Origin of the sequence: Xanthomonas sp. GW (genome assembly GCF_014236815.1) — a bacterium.
GTDB lineage: Bacteria > Pseudomonadota > Gammaproteobacteria > Xanthomonadales > Xanthomonadaceae > Xanthomonas_A.
The window spans coordinates 3,247,283-3,262,475 of record NZ_CP051189.1 but is presented as its reverse complement, the minus strand read 5'-3'; the positions used below and the strand labels follow the sequence as shown (position 1 = coordinate 3,262,475).

Below are 15,193 nucleotides of genomic sequence, written 5' to 3'. Positions count from 1 at the left end.
GCCGATGCTGCGCCTGCAGGTCAATGGCCAGACCCTCGAGGTGCTGGACGGCAGCAGCGTGGCCGCGGCGGTGGCGCAGGTGGCGGTGCATTTCCGCCGCTCGCGCAACGGCCAGCCGCGCGCGCCGCTGTGCGGCATGGGCGTGTGCAGCGAATGCCGGGTGCGCATCGACGGCGTCGGCCAGTTGCGCGCCTGCATCACTCCGGCCCGCGACGGCATGCAGGTGTGGACCGATGGCTGAGCCGCGCGCGCTGCATTACGACGTGGTCGTGGCCGGTGCCGGTCCGGCCGGACTGGCGGCGGCGCTGGCCGCCGCCGGGCATGGCCGGCGCGTGGCGCTGGTCGACCTGCAGGCGCGCGCCGGCGGCCAGATCTGGCGCCACGACGTGGCCCATGCGCCGCCGACGCTGGCCGCGCGCGTGCTGGCGCAACTGGCGGCGAGCAAGATCGAATTTCTGTCGCAGACGCAGTTGCTGATGGCGCAGGACCGGCAACTGCTGGCCGATGGCCCGCAGGGCGCGCGCTGGATCGGCTACGACGCGCTGGTGCTGGCCACCGGTGCGCGCGAACTGCTGCTGCCGTTCCCCGGCTGGACCCTGCCCGGCGTCACCGGCGCCGGCGGCGCGCAGGCGCTGGCCAAGCAGGGCTGGCCGCTGGCCGGCAAGCGCGTGCTGGTCGCCGGCAGCGGGCCGCTGCTGCTGGCCAGCGCGGCGACGCTGCGCCGCCACGGCGCGCAGGTGCTGGGCATCGTCGAACAGGCGCCGTTGCGCGCGCTGGCCGGTTTCGCCGCGCAGCTGCCGTGGCGCTGGCCGGACAAGGCGCTGCAGGCGCTGGTCCTGCGCACGCAGCTGGCCGGCGTGGGCTACCACAGCGGCAGTGTGGTGCTGGCGGCGCACGGAGACAGCCAACTGCGGTCGGTGCAGATCGACGGCCCGCGCGGCCGCCGCAGTCTCGAGTGCGACCAGCTGGCGGTCGGCTACGGACTGGTGCCGAACGTGGAGCTGGCGCAACTGCTCGGCTGCCGCCTGGCGCGCAGCGGCGCGCATCCGTGCGTGGCGGTGGACGCGCAATTGCGTACCAGTGTCGACGGCGTGTATGCCGCCGGCGAGGCGCTGGGCATCGGCGGGCGCGATTGCGCGCGCGTCGAAGGCGCCATCGCCGGGCACCTGGCGGCGGGGCAGCAGGCCGCCGCGCAGGCATTGCAGCCGCAGCGGCGGCGCGCGCGCGCGTTCGCCGCGCTGCTGCAGCGCCAGTTCGCGCTGGACCCGCGCATCCACGCGCTGGCCGCACCGGATACGCTGGTATGCCGCTGCGAAGACGTGCCGCTGTCGGCGCTGCGCGGCCATGCCGACCTGCGCGACGCCAAGCTGGTCTCGCGCTGCGGCATGGGCGCCTGCCAGGGCCGCATCTGCGGCAGCGCGCTGACCGAGCTGGGGCTGGCGCCGCGGCACGACGATTTTTCCGACGACGGCCGCCGGCCGCCGCTGTTCCCGGTGCGCCTGGACGCGCTCGCCCAATCGCTTCCCGATCCATTTATTTCCCAACCTCCACTCACAACCCTCGACAAGGTGTAATCCCATGAGCAAGGCTTCTTTCTGGTACGGCGTGCTGCCGGCCATCACCACCCCGTTCAACGCCGATGGCAGCATCGACCACGCGTTCCTGGCCAAGCATGCGCAGGTCATGGTCGACGCCGGCTGCACCGCGATCGTGCCGCTGGGCTCGCTCGGCGAGGCCGCCACGCTCAGCTTCGACGACAAGGTCGCGGTCCTGAAGACCCTGGTGCAGGCGCTGGACGGCCGCATCCCGGTGGTGCCGGGCATCGCCGCGCTGTCCACCGACGAAGCCGTGCGCCTGGCGCAGGCGGCCAAGCAGGTCGGCTGCGGCGGGATCATGGTGCTGCCGCCGTACGTCTACTCCACCGACTGGCGCGAGATGGGCGCGCATGCGCGTGCGGTCATCGCCGCCACCGACCTGCCGGTGATCCTGTACAACAACCCGGTCGCCTACAAGACCGATTTCAGCCCGGCGCAGATCGCCGAGCTGGCCGCCGAATTCCCGAACCTGCAGGCGGTCAAGGAATCCTCCGGCGACGTGCGCCGCTTCGCCGCGCTGGGCGAGCTGCTCAACGATCGCCTGGTGCTGCTGGTGGGCATGGACGATGCGATCGTCGAAGGCCTCAGCATGGGCGCCAAGGGCTGGATCGCCGGCCTGGTCAATGCGTATCCGAAGGAGTCGGTGAAGCTGTTCGAGCTGGCCCGCGACGGTGGCTACCCGGCGGCCAAGGCGCTGTACGACTGGTTCCTGCCGCTGCTGCGCCTGGACACCGTGCCCAAGTTCGTGCAGCTGATCAAGCTGGTGCAGGAGAAGGTCGGCCTGGGCAGCGAGCGCGTGCGCGCACCGCGCCTGGTGGTCGACGGCGCCGAGCGCGAAGCGGCGCTGAAGGTGATCGACCACGCCATCGCCACCCACCCCGGGCTCTGAGATGAGCATGCAGCCGCTGTTGCTTGCCGGCCATTGGCAGCCGTCGCTGGAAGCGCGCGGCAGCTTCCGCGCCGAGGACCCGCGCGACGGGAACGCGTTCGGACCGGAGTTCCCGATCAGCGGCGCCGCCGATCTGGAAGCGGCGCTGAGCGCGGCGGTGCTGGTCGCCGACGCGCTGGCCGCGGCGGCGCCCGAGCGCATCGCCGGGTTCCTCGACAGCTACGCCGCGGCGATCGATGCCGACGTGGAGCAGTTGGTCGCGCTGGCGCATGCCGAGACCGGCTTGCCGGTGGAACCGCGCCTGGCCAAGGTGGAGTTGCCGCGCGCCAGCGGGCAGCTGCGCCAGGCCGCGCAGGCGGTGCGCAGCCATAGCTGGACGCAGCCGGTGATCGACACCGCGGCCGGGCTGCGCGCGCAGCTGGGGCCGCTGCACAAGCCGGTGCTGGTGTTCGGCCCGAACAATTTTCCGTTCGCGTTCAACGCGGTGGCCGGCAGCGATTTCGCCTCGGCCATCGCCGCGCGCAATCCGGTCATCGCCAAGGCGCATCCGTCGCATCCGGCCACCAGCCAGCGCCTGGCGCAGCTCGCGCACCAGGCCCTGCTGGACAACGGCCTGCCGGCCGCGGCGGTGCAGTTGCTGTACCACTTCGACAACACGCTGGGCCTGGAACTGGCCGGCGATCCGCGGCTGGGCGCGATCGGCTTCACCGGCAGCCGTGCCGGCGGACTGGCGCTGAAGGCCGCGGCCGACCGTGCCGGAGTACCGGCCTACGTGGAGCTGTCCAGCGTCAACCCGGTGTTCCTGCTGCCGGGCGTGCTGGCCGAACGTGGTACCGCGCTGGCGCAGGAATTCTTTGCCTCGTGCACGATGGGCAGCGGCCAGTTCTGCACCAATCCCGGCATCGTGATGGTGCCCGAGGGCGAGGACGGCGATGCGTTCGTCGCCGCGGCCAGCGCGCACTTCGCTGGCGCCGCGCCGAGCCTGCTGTTCTCGCGCGGCGTGCTCGAGCACCTGCAGCGCGGCGTGGCCACGCTGCGCAATGCCGGCGCCAGCGTGCTGGCCGGCGGCGACGCCGCGCCGGAGCCGGGCTATCGGCACGCGCCGACCCTGCTGGCGGTGTCGGCGCAGGACTTCCTGCAACAGCCCGAAGCGCTGCAGACCGAGGCGTTCGGCCCGGTCAGCCTGGTGGTGCGCGCCGCCGGCCTGGCGCAGATGACCGCGCTGGCGCACAGCCTGGAGGGCAACCTCACCGGCACCGTGTACCGTGCCGCCGATGGCAGCGACGACGTGCTGTTCGCCGCGTTGGCCGCCGCGCTGCGGCCGCGGGTGGGGCGCCTGATCTGCAACAAGATGCCGACCGGCGTGGCGGTCAGTGCAGCGATGAATCACGGCGGTCCGTATCCGAGCACGGGCCATCCGGGCTTCACCGCGGTCGGCATGCCGGCGGCGATCCGCCGCTTCGCCGCGCTGCACAGCTACGACGGCCTGCCCGATGCGCTGTTGCCGGAACTGCTGCGCGACCGCAATCCCGGCGGCGTGCAGCGCCTGATCGACGGCCAGTGGAGCGTCGCCGACGTGGAGCGCGCGGCATGAGCGCATCCGCGCAGATCGGCGGGCTGAGCCTGGCCATGGCGCAGGCGCAGCTGGCGCCATGGCCGACCCAGGCGCCGCCGATCCAGCCGCAGGAATACCAGCAGCGCCTGGCGCGGGCGCGCGAGTTTCTGCGCGCGCAGGGCGCCGATGCGCTGCTGATCGGCGCCGGCGCCTCGCTGCGCTATTTCACCGGCGTGGCGTGGGGCGCCAGCGAGCGCCTGGTGGCGATGCTGCTGACCGCCGAAGGCGATCCGCTGCTGATCTGCCCGGCATTCGAGGAAGGCTCGCTGGACGCGGTGCTGCGCATCCCGGTGCGCAAGCGGCTGTGGGAAGAGCACGAGGACCCGCACGGGCTGGTCGCCGAGGCATTGAGCGAACTCGGCGCGCAGGCGCTGGCGCTGGATCCGGGCATCGCCTTCGCCGTGCACAGCGGGCTGAGCGCGGTGCTGGACCGGGTCGCGATCCGCGACGCGACGCCGATCGTCGATGGCTGCCGCATGCGCAAGTCGGCGGCGGAACTGGCGTTGATGCAGCAGGCCTGCGACATGACCCTGCAGGTGCAGCGGCTGGCCGCCGGGCTGATCCACGAAGGCATCACCACCGCCGAACTGGTGCGCTTCATCGACCAGGCGCATCGCGCGCTCGGCGCCGACAATGGTTCCACCTTCTGCATCGTGCAGTTCGGGCATGCCACCGCGTACCCGCACGGCATCCCCGGGGTGCAGGCGTTGCGGCCGGGCGAACTGGTGCTGATCGATACCGGTTGCACCGTGCACGGCTACCACTCCGACATCACCCGCACCTACATCTTCGGCGAGCCGAGCGAGAAGCAGCGGCGCATCTGGCAGCTGGAGCACGATGCGCAGGCGGCCGCGTTCGCCGCGGTGCGTCCGGGCGTGAGTTGCGCCGCGGTGGACCAGGCGGCGCGCGATGTGCTGCAGGCGGCGGGCCTGGGCCCGGACTATCGCCTGCCCGGATTGCCGCACCGCACCGGCCATGGCTGCGGCATGAGCATCCACGAGGCGCCGTACCTGGTACGTGGCAATGCGCTGGCGCTGGCGCCGGGCATGTGCTGCAGCAACGAACCGATGATCGTGGTGCCGGGCGAGTTCGGCGTGCGCCTGGAAGACCATTTCTACGTCACCGAACACGGCGCGCAGTGGTTCACGCCGCCGTCGCCGGCGATCGACCGGCCGTTCGCCTGATGCAGGCGCCGGCCGCCGGCGCGGCGCCGCCGCAGAGGTTCCATTCGCTTACCGGAGTCCGCCGATGAGATTCGCCCGCCTGTTCGTTCCCTGCGCGCTGGCCGCGGCGTTGCTGGCCGCCTGCCAGCCGGCCACGCCGCCCGCGTCGCCGCAGCCGGCGGCCGCGGCGGGCGCGCCGACGCAACAGCCGGGCCAGGCCTTCGCCGCCTTGCTCGACGCGCAGTGGCAGTACCAGCTCGAACACCATCCGGAGTTCGCCAGCATCATCGGCGACACGCGCTACAACGACCGCTGGAGCGATTATTCGCCGGCGGCGTTGCAGGCCGAGCGGCAGGCGACCGCGGATTTCCTGAAGCGTTTCGAGGCGATCGACGGCAAGGCGCTGTCGGCGCAGGACCAACTGAGCCTGCAGATGATGCTGCGCCAGTTGCGCGATCGGCTGGAAGCGATCGCGCTGAAGAACGACGAGATGCCGCTGGAGCCGGTTGGCGGCATCCAGCTGACGCTGCCGGGCTACGCGCAGGCGTTCCCGTTCGCCAGCGTCAAGGACTACGAGGACTACATCAAGCGCCTGCAGGCGATCCCGGCCTTGCTCGACCAGGTCGTGGCGCTGTCGCGCGCCGGTGCCAAGGACGGGCTGGTACAGCCGAAATATCTGCTCGAGCGGATCCCGGAGCAGGTGCGCGCGATCGCCGCGCCGGCCGGCGCCGACAGTCCGTTCGCGTTGCCGCTGAAGAATTTTCCCGATGCGGTGCCGGCGGCCGAGCGCGCGCGCCTGCGCGATGCGATGCTCGCGGCGATCGACCAGCAGGTGCGTCCAGCCTACGCCAAGCTGGCCGATTTCGTCGCCGACGAATACGCGCCGCAGGGCCGCGCGCAGGAAGGATTGTGGTCGCTGCCCGATGGCGAGCGCCGCTACCGCTACGCGATCCATACCCAGACCACCACCGACAAATCGCCCGAGCAGATCCACCAGATCGGCCTGGCCGAAGTGGCGCGCATCGAGGGCGAGATGAGCGCCATCGCCAAGCAGCTCGGCTATACCGACCTGGCCGCGCTGCGCAAGGCGGTGGCGCGCGACCGCAAGTTCTTCGCCAGTTCGCGCGAGCAGATCCTGCAGCGCTACCGCGACGACATCGCGCAGATGCAGCCGCAGTTGCCCAAGCTGTTCGGCACCTTGCCGAAGACGCCGCTGGAAGTGCGCGCGATGGCCGAGTTCCGCAGCACCGCGCCGGGCGCCGAGTACTGGCAGAGCGATGCGCAAGGCAGCAAGCCGGCGCTGGTGATGGTCAACACCAGCGACTACGCGCAGCGCACCCTGGTCAACATCGAGGCCACCGCGTATCACGAAGGCGTGCCCGGCCATCACCTGCAGATCTCGCTGGCGCAGAGCCTGCCGTTGCCGCCGTTCCGCCAGCAATCCAGCTACAACGCCTACGTCGAAGGCTGGGCGCTGTATGCCGAGCGTCTGGGCAAGGACGTGGGCTTCTACCAGGACCCGTACAGCGACTACGGGCGCCTGGCCGGCGAACTGCTGCGCGCCAACCGCCTGGTGCTGGACACCGGCGTGCATTACAAGCGCTGGACCCGGCAGCAGATGATCGATTTCTTCCACGCGCATCCGTCCGACGACGAACCCAGCATCCAGGCCGAGACCGACCGCTACATCGTGTGGCCGGGCCAGGCGCTGGGCTACAAGCTCGGCGAGCTGGACATCCTGGCGCTGCGCGAGAAGGCCAAGCGCGAACTCGGCGCACGCTTCGACATCCGCGCCTTCCACGACCAGATCCTCGGCGGCGGCGCGATGCCGCTGGACCTGCTCGACGCGCGCATCGACGCCTGGATCGCGCAGGCCAAGGCCGGCGCATCCGCCACTTCGGAGAAACCGCAATGAGCCCGAACTCCCGACTCCGAGCGCCGCTGCTGCTGGCCATGTTGTGCGCGCTGGCAGGGCAGGGCGCCGCGACTGCCGCCGAACCCGCGCGACCTGCGGCCGCCGCGGCGAGCAGCGACGCCGGCGCACGCTTCAAGGCGCTGTACCTGCGCGAGTGGAAATGGCGCCAGCAGCAGTCCGCCGGCGCCGACGACGAAGACAGCCAGGGCGAGGCCGCCGACCATCTGCCGAAGGTGGATCCGGCCACGCAGGAGCAGCGCACCGCGTACTGGCAGCAGGCGCTGCGCGAGCTGGAGGCGATCGACCCGACGCAGCTGTCGGCGCAGGACCAGGTGAACTATCAGGTCTACCGGCAGCAGTTGCAGGTGCTGCTCGACCAGCAGCATTTCCGTGCCTGGGAGATGCCGTTCAACAGCGACAGCGCGTTCTGGAGCGACCTGGGCTTCACCGCGCGCAGCACCCTGCACAGCCGCGAGGACTACCAGCGCTACCTCGGCCAGCTGGCCGACATTCCGCGCTATTTCGACGAGCAGATCGCCAACATGCGTGCCGGCCTGGCGCGCGGTTTCGCGCAGCCGAAGGTGACCCTCGACGGCCGCACCGAGTCGATCGCCGAAGTCGCGCAGGCGCAGGGCGAGCACAACCTGTTCTATGCCCCGTTCAAGCAGATGCCGGCGACGATTCCCGCCGCGGTGCAGGCGCAGTTGCGTGCGCAAGCGCAAGCGGCGATCGCCAAGCAGGTGGCGCCGGCCTACGCCAAGCTGCTGCGCTTCATGCGCGAGGAATACCTGCCCAAGACGCGTCCTGCGCTGGCCATCGAGTCGGTACCCGATGGCGCGGCCTACTACCGTGCGCAGATCCGCGAATACACCACGCTGGACATGACCCCGGAGCAGATCCACGAGGTCGGCCTGAAGGAAGTGGCGCGCCTGCGCAAGGAGATGGACCAGACCATCGCCGACAGCGGCTTCAAGACGCCAGCCGGGCAGCAGACCTTCCCCGCGTTCCTGAATTACCTGCGCACCGATCCGCGGTTCTACGCCAAGACCCCGGAGGAACTGCTGAAGGACGCGGCCTGGATCGCCAAGCGGGTGGACGCCAAGGTCGGCGACTACATCGGCCGCCTGCCGCGGCGCCGCTTCGCGATCGAACCGGTGCCGGCGGAACTGGCGCCGTTCTACACCGGCGGCCGCGGCGGCCCCGGCATCTACCTGGTCAACACCTACGACCTGCCGTCGCGCCCGCTGTACAACCTGACCGCGCTGACCCTGCACGAGTCCTCGCCCGGCCACGCGCTGCAGATGCCGCTGGCGGCCGAGCAGGACAACCTGCCGGACTTCCGCCGCTACACCTTCATCTCCGCCTACGGCGAAGGCTGGGCGGTGTATTCGGAGTACCTGGGGCAGGAGATGGGCCTGTACGACACGCCGTACGACCGCTTCGGCTACCTGACCTACCAGATGTGGCGCGCATGCCGGCTGGTGATCGACACCGGCATCCACCACTACGGCTGGACCCGCGAGCAGGCGCAGGCCTACCTGCGCGACAACACCGCGCTGAGCCAGCACGAGGTCACCACCGAAGTGGACCGCTACATCGCCTGGCCGGGGCAGGCGCTGTCCTACTACCTGGGGGAGCTGAAGATCATCGCGTTGCGGCGCAAGGCCGAGGCCGCGCTGGGCGAGAAATTCGACATCCGCGCCTTCCACGACGCGATCCTGGAAACCGGCTCGGTGCCGCTGCCGGTGCTGGAGCAGCGCATCGATCGTTTCATTGCCGAGGGCGGGAAGTCGCCGTGGGCGCAGGAGGCGCCAAAGCAATAGTCATGACCAAAGCCCCTCTCCCGTCGGGGCGACAGGGCACAGCTTGCGCGCCAATGGCGCGCGTGCTCTGGAGCGCCCGCGCCGCTGGCGCGGGCCGGGGCGCGGAGCGGGGGTTGGGGTGAGGGTACGGCGCGAAGCCTCATGCAGTCGAAGCTACACGAGGCTGCGCCCGAACCCTCATCCGCCCCTTCGGGGCACCTTCTCCCGGGGGGAGAAGGGGGCAGGGACGTTTGCAATTGGAGCAGGAAGCACCTGGGCGCATCGCTTTAAGCCCCTCTCCCTCCGGGAGAGGGGTTGGGGTGAGGGTACGGCGCGAAGCCTCATACGGTCGAAACGACACGAGGCTGCGCTCGTACCCTCATCCGCCCCTTCGGGGCACCTTCTCCCGCAGGGAGAAGGGGACAGCTGCAGGTAGTTGGGAATCGGCTACAACCTTTCAAACGGGGGCACCATGACCACACAAGGCAAGTTCCACAAGCGTCTGAGCCTGACCGACCTGACCTTCATCGGGCTCGGTTCGATCTTCGGCTCCGGTTGGCTGTTCTCGGCCAGCCATGTGTCGGCCATCGCCGGCCCGGCCGGCATCGTGTCGTGGATCGCCGGCGGCGTGGCGGTGCTGCTGCTGGGTCTGGTGTATTGCGAACTGGGCGCGGCGCTGCCGCGTGCCGGCGGGGTGGTGCGCTACCCGGAGTATTCGCACGGCGCGCTGCTCGGCTGGCTGATGGGCTTCATCACCCTGATCGCGTTCTCCAGCCTGATCGCGATCGAGGTCGAGGCGGCGCGGCAGTACGCCGCGGCCTGGTTCCCGTCGTTGAACCAGGCCGGCAGCACCCATCCCAGCGTGGCCGGCTGGCTGCTGCAGCTGGCGCTGCTGGTGGCGTTCTTCCTGCTCAACTACTTCAGCGTCAAGACCTTCGCTACCGCCAACAACATCGTCAGCGTGTTCAAGTTCCTGGTGCCGGTGCTGGTGATTGTGCTGCTGATGGCGCACTTCAATCCGCAGAACCTGCACGTGCAGGGCTTCGCGCCATCGGGCGCGGCCGGCGTGGAGGCGGCGATCTCGGCTGGCGGCATCATCTTCGCCTACCTGGGGTTGACCCCGATCGTGTCGGTGGCCAGCGAGGTGCGCGATCCGCAGCGCAACATCCCGATCGCGCTGATCCTGTCGGTGGCGCTGTCCACGGTCATCTACGTGCTGCTGCAGCTGGCGTTCCTGGGCAGCGTGCCGGCCGCGTACCTGACCCAGGGCTGGGGCGGCATCGACAAGGCGTTCGCGCTGCCGTACCACGACATCGCGCTGGCCTTGGGCATGGGCTGGCTGGCGGCGCTGGTGATCTGCGATGCGATGATCTCGCCCAGCGGCACCGGCAACATCTACATGAACGCCACGCCGCGCGTGGTCTACGGCTGGGCGCGCAGCGGCGGCTTCCTGTCGGTGCTGACCCGGGTCGACGCCAAGTCCGGCATCCCGCGTCCGGCGCTGTGGCTGAGCCTGGCGCTGTCGGTGTTCTGGACCCTGCCGTTCCCGTCGTGGGAGACGCTGATCCAGGTGGTGTCGGCGGCGCTGGTGCTGAGCTATGCGGTGGCGCCGGTGACCGTGGCCGCGCTGCGCCGCAGTGCGCCGCAGCTGCCGCGGCCGTTCCTGCTGCGCGGCTTCGCCGTGCTCGGCCCGCTGTCGTTCATCGTCGCCGCGCTGATCGTCTACTGGTCCACCTGGAACACGTTGTCGTGGCTGCTCGGCCTGCAGGTCGCGATGTTCGCGCTGTATGTGCTGTACCGGCTGCCGAGCGCGGCCGGACGCGCGCAGCTGTGGCGGCAGGTGCGCGGCGCGTTGTGGCTGATCGGGTTCTTCGTGCTGGTGCTGCTGGTGTCCTATCTGGGCACCTTCGGCGGCACCGGCCAGATCGCGCATCCCTGGGACACGCTGAGCGTGGCGGTGATCGCGTTCGGCTGCTACCACTGGGGCGCGCGCACCGGCTTGCGCAGCGACGAGCTGGCGCTGGAGGAGGACGACGGGGAGTAGGGTGTGCGCGCTTGTGTAGGAGCGGCTTCAGCCGCGACAGACTTGCTGACACATCCTGTCGCGGCTGAAGCCGCTCCTACAAAAAAAGCTGTTTCAGGGGGGAATGGGAACGTAATGAACAGATTCGCTGCATCGATCGTGCTGGCCGTGGCGTCCATCGCTGCCGGCCACGCCCAGGCCGCGCCCAGCGCCGCCGACTACCAGCGCTCGCTCGGCCTGCGCGAGGCGTGGATGACGCTGACCGAGAACGTCGCGTGGCCGGCGCAATGGCGCGACGACGGCACGTTCTATTACCGCAAGACGGTGCCCGGCGGCTTCGCCTTCGTGCTCGAGGACGTGGCCACTCAGCGCAAGCAGCCGGCGTTCGATGCGCTGCGGCTGGCGCGCGGGCTGAGCGCCGCGGCCGGGACCGAGTACGCGGCGCTGCGGCTGCCGTTCGAGCGCTTCAGCTATGCGGCCGACGCCGGACGCGACAACGCCGCGATCGTGTTCCAGATCGACTACGCGCCGTGGCGCTGCACGCTTGCCGACTATGTCTGCGCGCGCGCCGATGCCGGCCCGCAGCCGCGGCCGCGCGGCTTCGGCGTGGTCCGCGATCCGGCGGTGGCCGCCGACAACACGCCGCGGCGTTCGCCGGACGGGCGCTGGGACGCGTTCGCCGACGGCCACGATATCGTGCTGCGCAGCGTCGCCGACGGCCATGTGCTGCGCCTGAGCGCCGACGGCCGCGCCGACGATTTCTACGATCCGGAAACGCTGGCCTGGTCCCCTGATTCGCAGCGGATTGCGGTGTACAAGGTGCGTCCGGGTTTCGCGCGGCGGGTGACGCGGGTGGAGGCGGCGCCGCCCGGCGGCGGCCAGCCGCGCGTGCGTACCCAACTGTATCCCAAGCCCGGCGACGCGGTGGATATCGAGCGGCCGGTGCTGTTCGATCTCGCCGGCGTGTCCACGGGCGCCGGCGCGCGGCGCATCGCCATCGACGATGCACTGTTCGCCAATCCGTACCAACTGTCGCCGATCCAGTGGCGCACCGACGGCCGCAGCTTCGTGTTCGACTATGTGCAGCGCGGCTTCCAGCGCATGCGCGCGATCGCGGTGGATGCGGCCAGCGGCCGCGCGCGCGTGGCGGTGGGCGAGGACGCCAAGACCTTCGTCTACGCCGACCGCAGCTATCGCCACGATGTGGACGGACTCGGCAAGGAGATCCTGTGGATCTCCGAACGCGACGGCTGGCGCCATCTCTATCTGTTCGATGGCGAAAGCGGCAAGGTCAAGACACAGATCACCAAGGGCGAATGGATCGTGCGTGATGTGCTGCGCGTGGACGACGCGCAGCGCCGCATCTGGTTTTCCGCCAGCGGCATGGATGCGGGCAAGGACCCGTACTACCGGCAGCTGTTCGCGGTGGATTTCGATGGCCGCCACCTGACCCGGCTGACCACCGCCGACGCCGACCACGACGTGGCCATCGCCGACGACGGCCGCCATTACGTGGACACCCATTCGCGCCCGGACCTGCCGCCGCTGATGGAGTTGCACGCCATCGACGGCACGCTGCTGCAGGTGGTGGAGCGCGGCGACATCGGCAAGCTGCAGGCCGCCGGCTGGCGCGCGCCGCAGACCTTCGTGGCCAAGGGCCGCGACGGTCGCACCGACATCTGGGGCATGGTGGTGCGCCCGCGCGACTACGACCCGCACAAGACATACCCGGTGATCGAGAACATCTACGCCGGCCCGCACGACAGCTTCGTGCCCAAGACCTTCTGGCCGTTCGGTTACCACTCCGGCGGCGACAAGCAGATCGGCATGCAGGCGCAGGCCGACCTGGGCTTCATCGTGGTGATGATCGACGGCATGGGCACCGCCAACCGCTCCAAGGCGTTCCACGACGTGGCCTGGAAGAACCTCGGCGATTCCGGTTTCCCCGACCGCATCGCCTGGCACAAGGCGTTGGCCGCGCAGGATCCGTCCTACGACATCTCCCGCGTCGGCATCTACGGCGCCTCGGCCGGCGGGCAGAGCACGCTCGGCGCGCTGGAACGGCATCCGGACTTCTACAAGGTGGGCGTGGCGTTCGCCGGTTGCTACGACAACCGCATGGACAAGATCAGCTGGAACGAGCAGTGGATGGGCTGGCCGGTGGACGCCAGCTACGCCGCCGCCTCCGGCGTGGACAACGCGGCCAAACTGCGTGGCGAATTGCTGTTGATCGTCGGCGAGCAGGACAGCAACGTGGATCCGGCCTCGACCGCGCAGGTGGTGGATGCCTTGATCAAGGCCGGCAAGGATTTCGACCTGTTGAACGTGCCCGGCGGCGAGCACACGGTAGGTCGCTCTACTGGCCCGATCGACTACGTGCAGCGGCGCCAGTACGACTTCTTCGTGCGGCATCTGCTGGGCGCGCAGACGCCGCGCTGGAATGCGATTTCCGCAGGAGGAGCGAAATGATCGAACGCCGTCCGCATGCCCTTGTAGGAGCGGCTTCAGCCGCGACAGATGTTTCCGAAACCAGAATCCATTCGGCGTCGGTGTCGCGGCTGAAGCCGCTCCTACAAAAAACGGCCTCGTTGGTGCGCTACGCCGTGCTGGCCATGCTGCTGCCGCTGCTCGCCCACGCCGAAGACATGCCCCGCTACGTCAGCCGCGACGGCCACCACGCGCTGTTCGTCGATGGCGCGCCGTACAGCATCATGGCCGCGCAGCTGCACAACTCCAGCGCCTGGCCGCAGGTGTTGCCGCAGGCGCTGGACGCGGTGCAGGCGCTGCATGCCAATACGGTCGAGGCGCCGGTGTACTGGGAACAGTTCGAGCCGGAGCCGGGCCGCTACGACTACCGCAACGTCGATGCGCTGGTCGAGCAGAGCCGCGCGCGCGGGCTGCGCTTGATCGTGCTGTGGTTCGGCACCTGGAAGAACGGGCAGATGCACTACGTGCCGGAATGGATCAAGCGCGATCCGGCCACGTATCCGCGCATGCGCGACGCCAAGGGCGAGCCGGTGGATGTGTTGTCGCCGCATGCACCGGCCAATGTGCAGGCCGACGCGCGCGCATTCGCCGCGCTGATGCAGCACCTGCGCAAGATCGACGCCGGCCGCTACACGGTGATCGCGGTACAGGTGCAGAACGAGCCCGGCGCGATCGGCACCGTGCGCGACCATGGCGCCGCCGGCGAGCGCGCGTTCGATGCCGCGGTGCCGGCGGAAGTGCTGCAGCGGCTGGGCAAGCCGGCCGGCAGCTGGAGTCAGGTGTTCGGAAGCGATGCCGAGGAGATGTTCAGCGCCTGGAGCAACGCCAGCTACATCCAGCAGGTCGCCGCCGCAGGCAAGGCGGCGTACCCGCTGCCGCTGTACGTGAACACCTGGCTGCGCTACAAGGGCCGCACCAAGCCCGGCGAGGAATACCCGGCCGGCGGTGCCACCTGGAACGTGTTCGACCTGTGGCGCCTGGCCACGCCGGCGATCGACTTCATCGGCACCGACATCTACACCAGCGACTACGACGAATACACCAAGGTGGTCGGCCAGTACGCGCGCGCCGACAACCCGGCCTGGGTCTCGGAGACCGGTTTCGAGGCAGCCACTGCGCCGTACCACTTCCACGTGCTGGGCCGCGGCGGCATCGGGTTCTCGGTGTTCGGCATCGACGGCAACGAGGACACGCCGGAGAACCAGGCGGCGATCGCCGCGCACGCGGCCGGTTTCGGCCTGCTCGCGCCGTTGCAGCGCGAACTGGCCGCCGGCGCCTTCGCCGGCACCTTGCAGGCGGCGGTGGAGAAGGCGGGGGTGCCCAAGCAGAGCCTGCGCTTCGGGCCCTGGCAGGCGCAGGTGTCGTTCGGCGCGCCGGGCTGGGGCGAGGCGCCGGCGCTCCTGCCCGGCACGCCGCAGCACGATGGCCGCGCGCTGGTGCAGGAACTGCAGCCGAACGTGTTCCTGGTCACAGGATTCAATTCCCGCGTTGAATTTGTGCGCGACCGTGCCGATGGCAAGTACGGGCAACTGCTGCGCGTGGAGCAGGGCCGCTACGTCGATGGCCAGTGGCGGTTCGTGCGCCTGTTGAACGGCGACGAGACCGACTACGGGCTCAACTTCCGGCGCAGCGATCCCTACGTGCTGCGGGTGACCGTGGGAACCTACTGACCTTGCGGCCGCAATGCGGCCGCCCGACGAGCAA

General features: G+C 70.0%; 10 protein-coding genes. All 10 read left to right on the top strand.

All coding sequences use genetic code 11. From position 1 onward, the window contains the following. Positions 1 to 4: 4 nt before the first annotated feature. The 10 genes from HEP73_RS13975 (at position 5) to HEP73_RS13930 (ending at position 15,159) form a co-directional block, all read left to right on the top strand. Positions 5 to 241, top strand: a complete 237-nt coding sequence (locus tag HEP73_RS13975; RefSeq protein WP_185823428.1) for a (2Fe-2S)-binding protein — start codon at positions 5 to 7, stop codon at positions 239 to 241. Beyond that, positions 234 to 1,574, top strand: coding sequence for an NAD(P)/FAD-dependent oxidoreductase (locus HEP73_RS13970; protein WP_185820444.1), 1,341 nt, complete (start codon positions 234 to 236; stop codon positions 1,572 to 1,574). The genes HEP73_RS13975 and HEP73_RS13970 overlap by 8 nt, the downstream gene beginning before the upstream one ends. Before the next feature lie 4 nt (positions 1,575 to 1,578). Further along, a complete protein-coding gene (locus HEP73_RS13965; protein ID WP_185813247.1) occupies positions 1,579 to 2,484 on the top strand; it encodes a dihydrodipicolinate synthase family protein in 906 nt (301 codons plus the stop codon). A 1-nt stretch (position 2,485) separates the two neighbouring features. Then, complete coding sequence (locus HEP73_RS13960) at positions 2,486 to 4,078, top strand: aldehyde dehydrogenase family protein (protein WP_185820443.1); 1,593 nt, start codon at positions 2,486 to 2,488, stop codon at positions 4,076 to 4,078. Then, positions 4,075 to 5,283 (top strand): M24 family metallopeptidase, encoded by a 1,209-nt coding sequence (locus tag HEP73_RS13955; RefSeq protein ID WP_185820442.1) that lies wholly within the window; start codon positions 4,075 to 4,077, stop codon positions 5,281 to 5,283. Before HEP73_RS13960 ends, HEP73_RS13955 begins: the two co-directional genes overlap by 4 nt. A 64-nt stretch (positions 5,284 to 5,347) precedes the next feature. Then, positions 5,348 to 7,177: a DUF885 domain-containing protein gene (locus HEP73_RS13950; RefSeq protein ID WP_185820441.1), complete on the top strand. Its 1,830-nt coding sequence runs from the start codon at positions 5,348 to 5,350 to the stop codon at positions 7,175 to 7,177. Beyond that, positions 7,174 to 9,000: a DUF885 domain-containing protein gene (locus HEP73_RS13945; RefSeq protein WP_185820440.1), complete on the top strand. Its 1,827-nt coding sequence runs from the start codon at positions 7,174 to 7,176 to the stop codon at positions 8,998 to 9,000. The genes HEP73_RS13950 and HEP73_RS13945 overlap by 4 nt, the downstream gene beginning before the upstream one ends. A gap of 451 nt (positions 9,001 to 9,451) precedes the next feature. After that, complete coding sequence (locus HEP73_RS13940; protein ID WP_185820439.1) at positions 9,452 to 11,023, top strand: APC family permease; 1,572 nt, start codon at positions 9,452 to 9,454, stop codon at positions 11,021 to 11,023. A gap of 114 nt (positions 11,024 to 11,137) precedes the next feature. Further along, a complete protein-coding gene (locus HEP73_RS13935; protein WP_185820438.1) occupies positions 11,138 to 13,471 on the top strand; it encodes a S9 family peptidase in 2,334 nt (777 codons plus the stop codon). A 143-nt stretch (positions 13,472 to 13,614) separates the two neighbouring features. Next, the gene (locus HEP73_RS13930) at positions 13,615 to 15,159 is read left to right on the top strand and encodes a DUF5597 domain-containing protein (protein ID WP_255423797.1); all 1,545 of its coding nucleotides are present in this window, start codon (positions 13,615 to 13,617) and stop codon (positions 15,157 to 15,159) included. Positions 15,160 to 15,193: the final 34 nt, after the last annotated feature.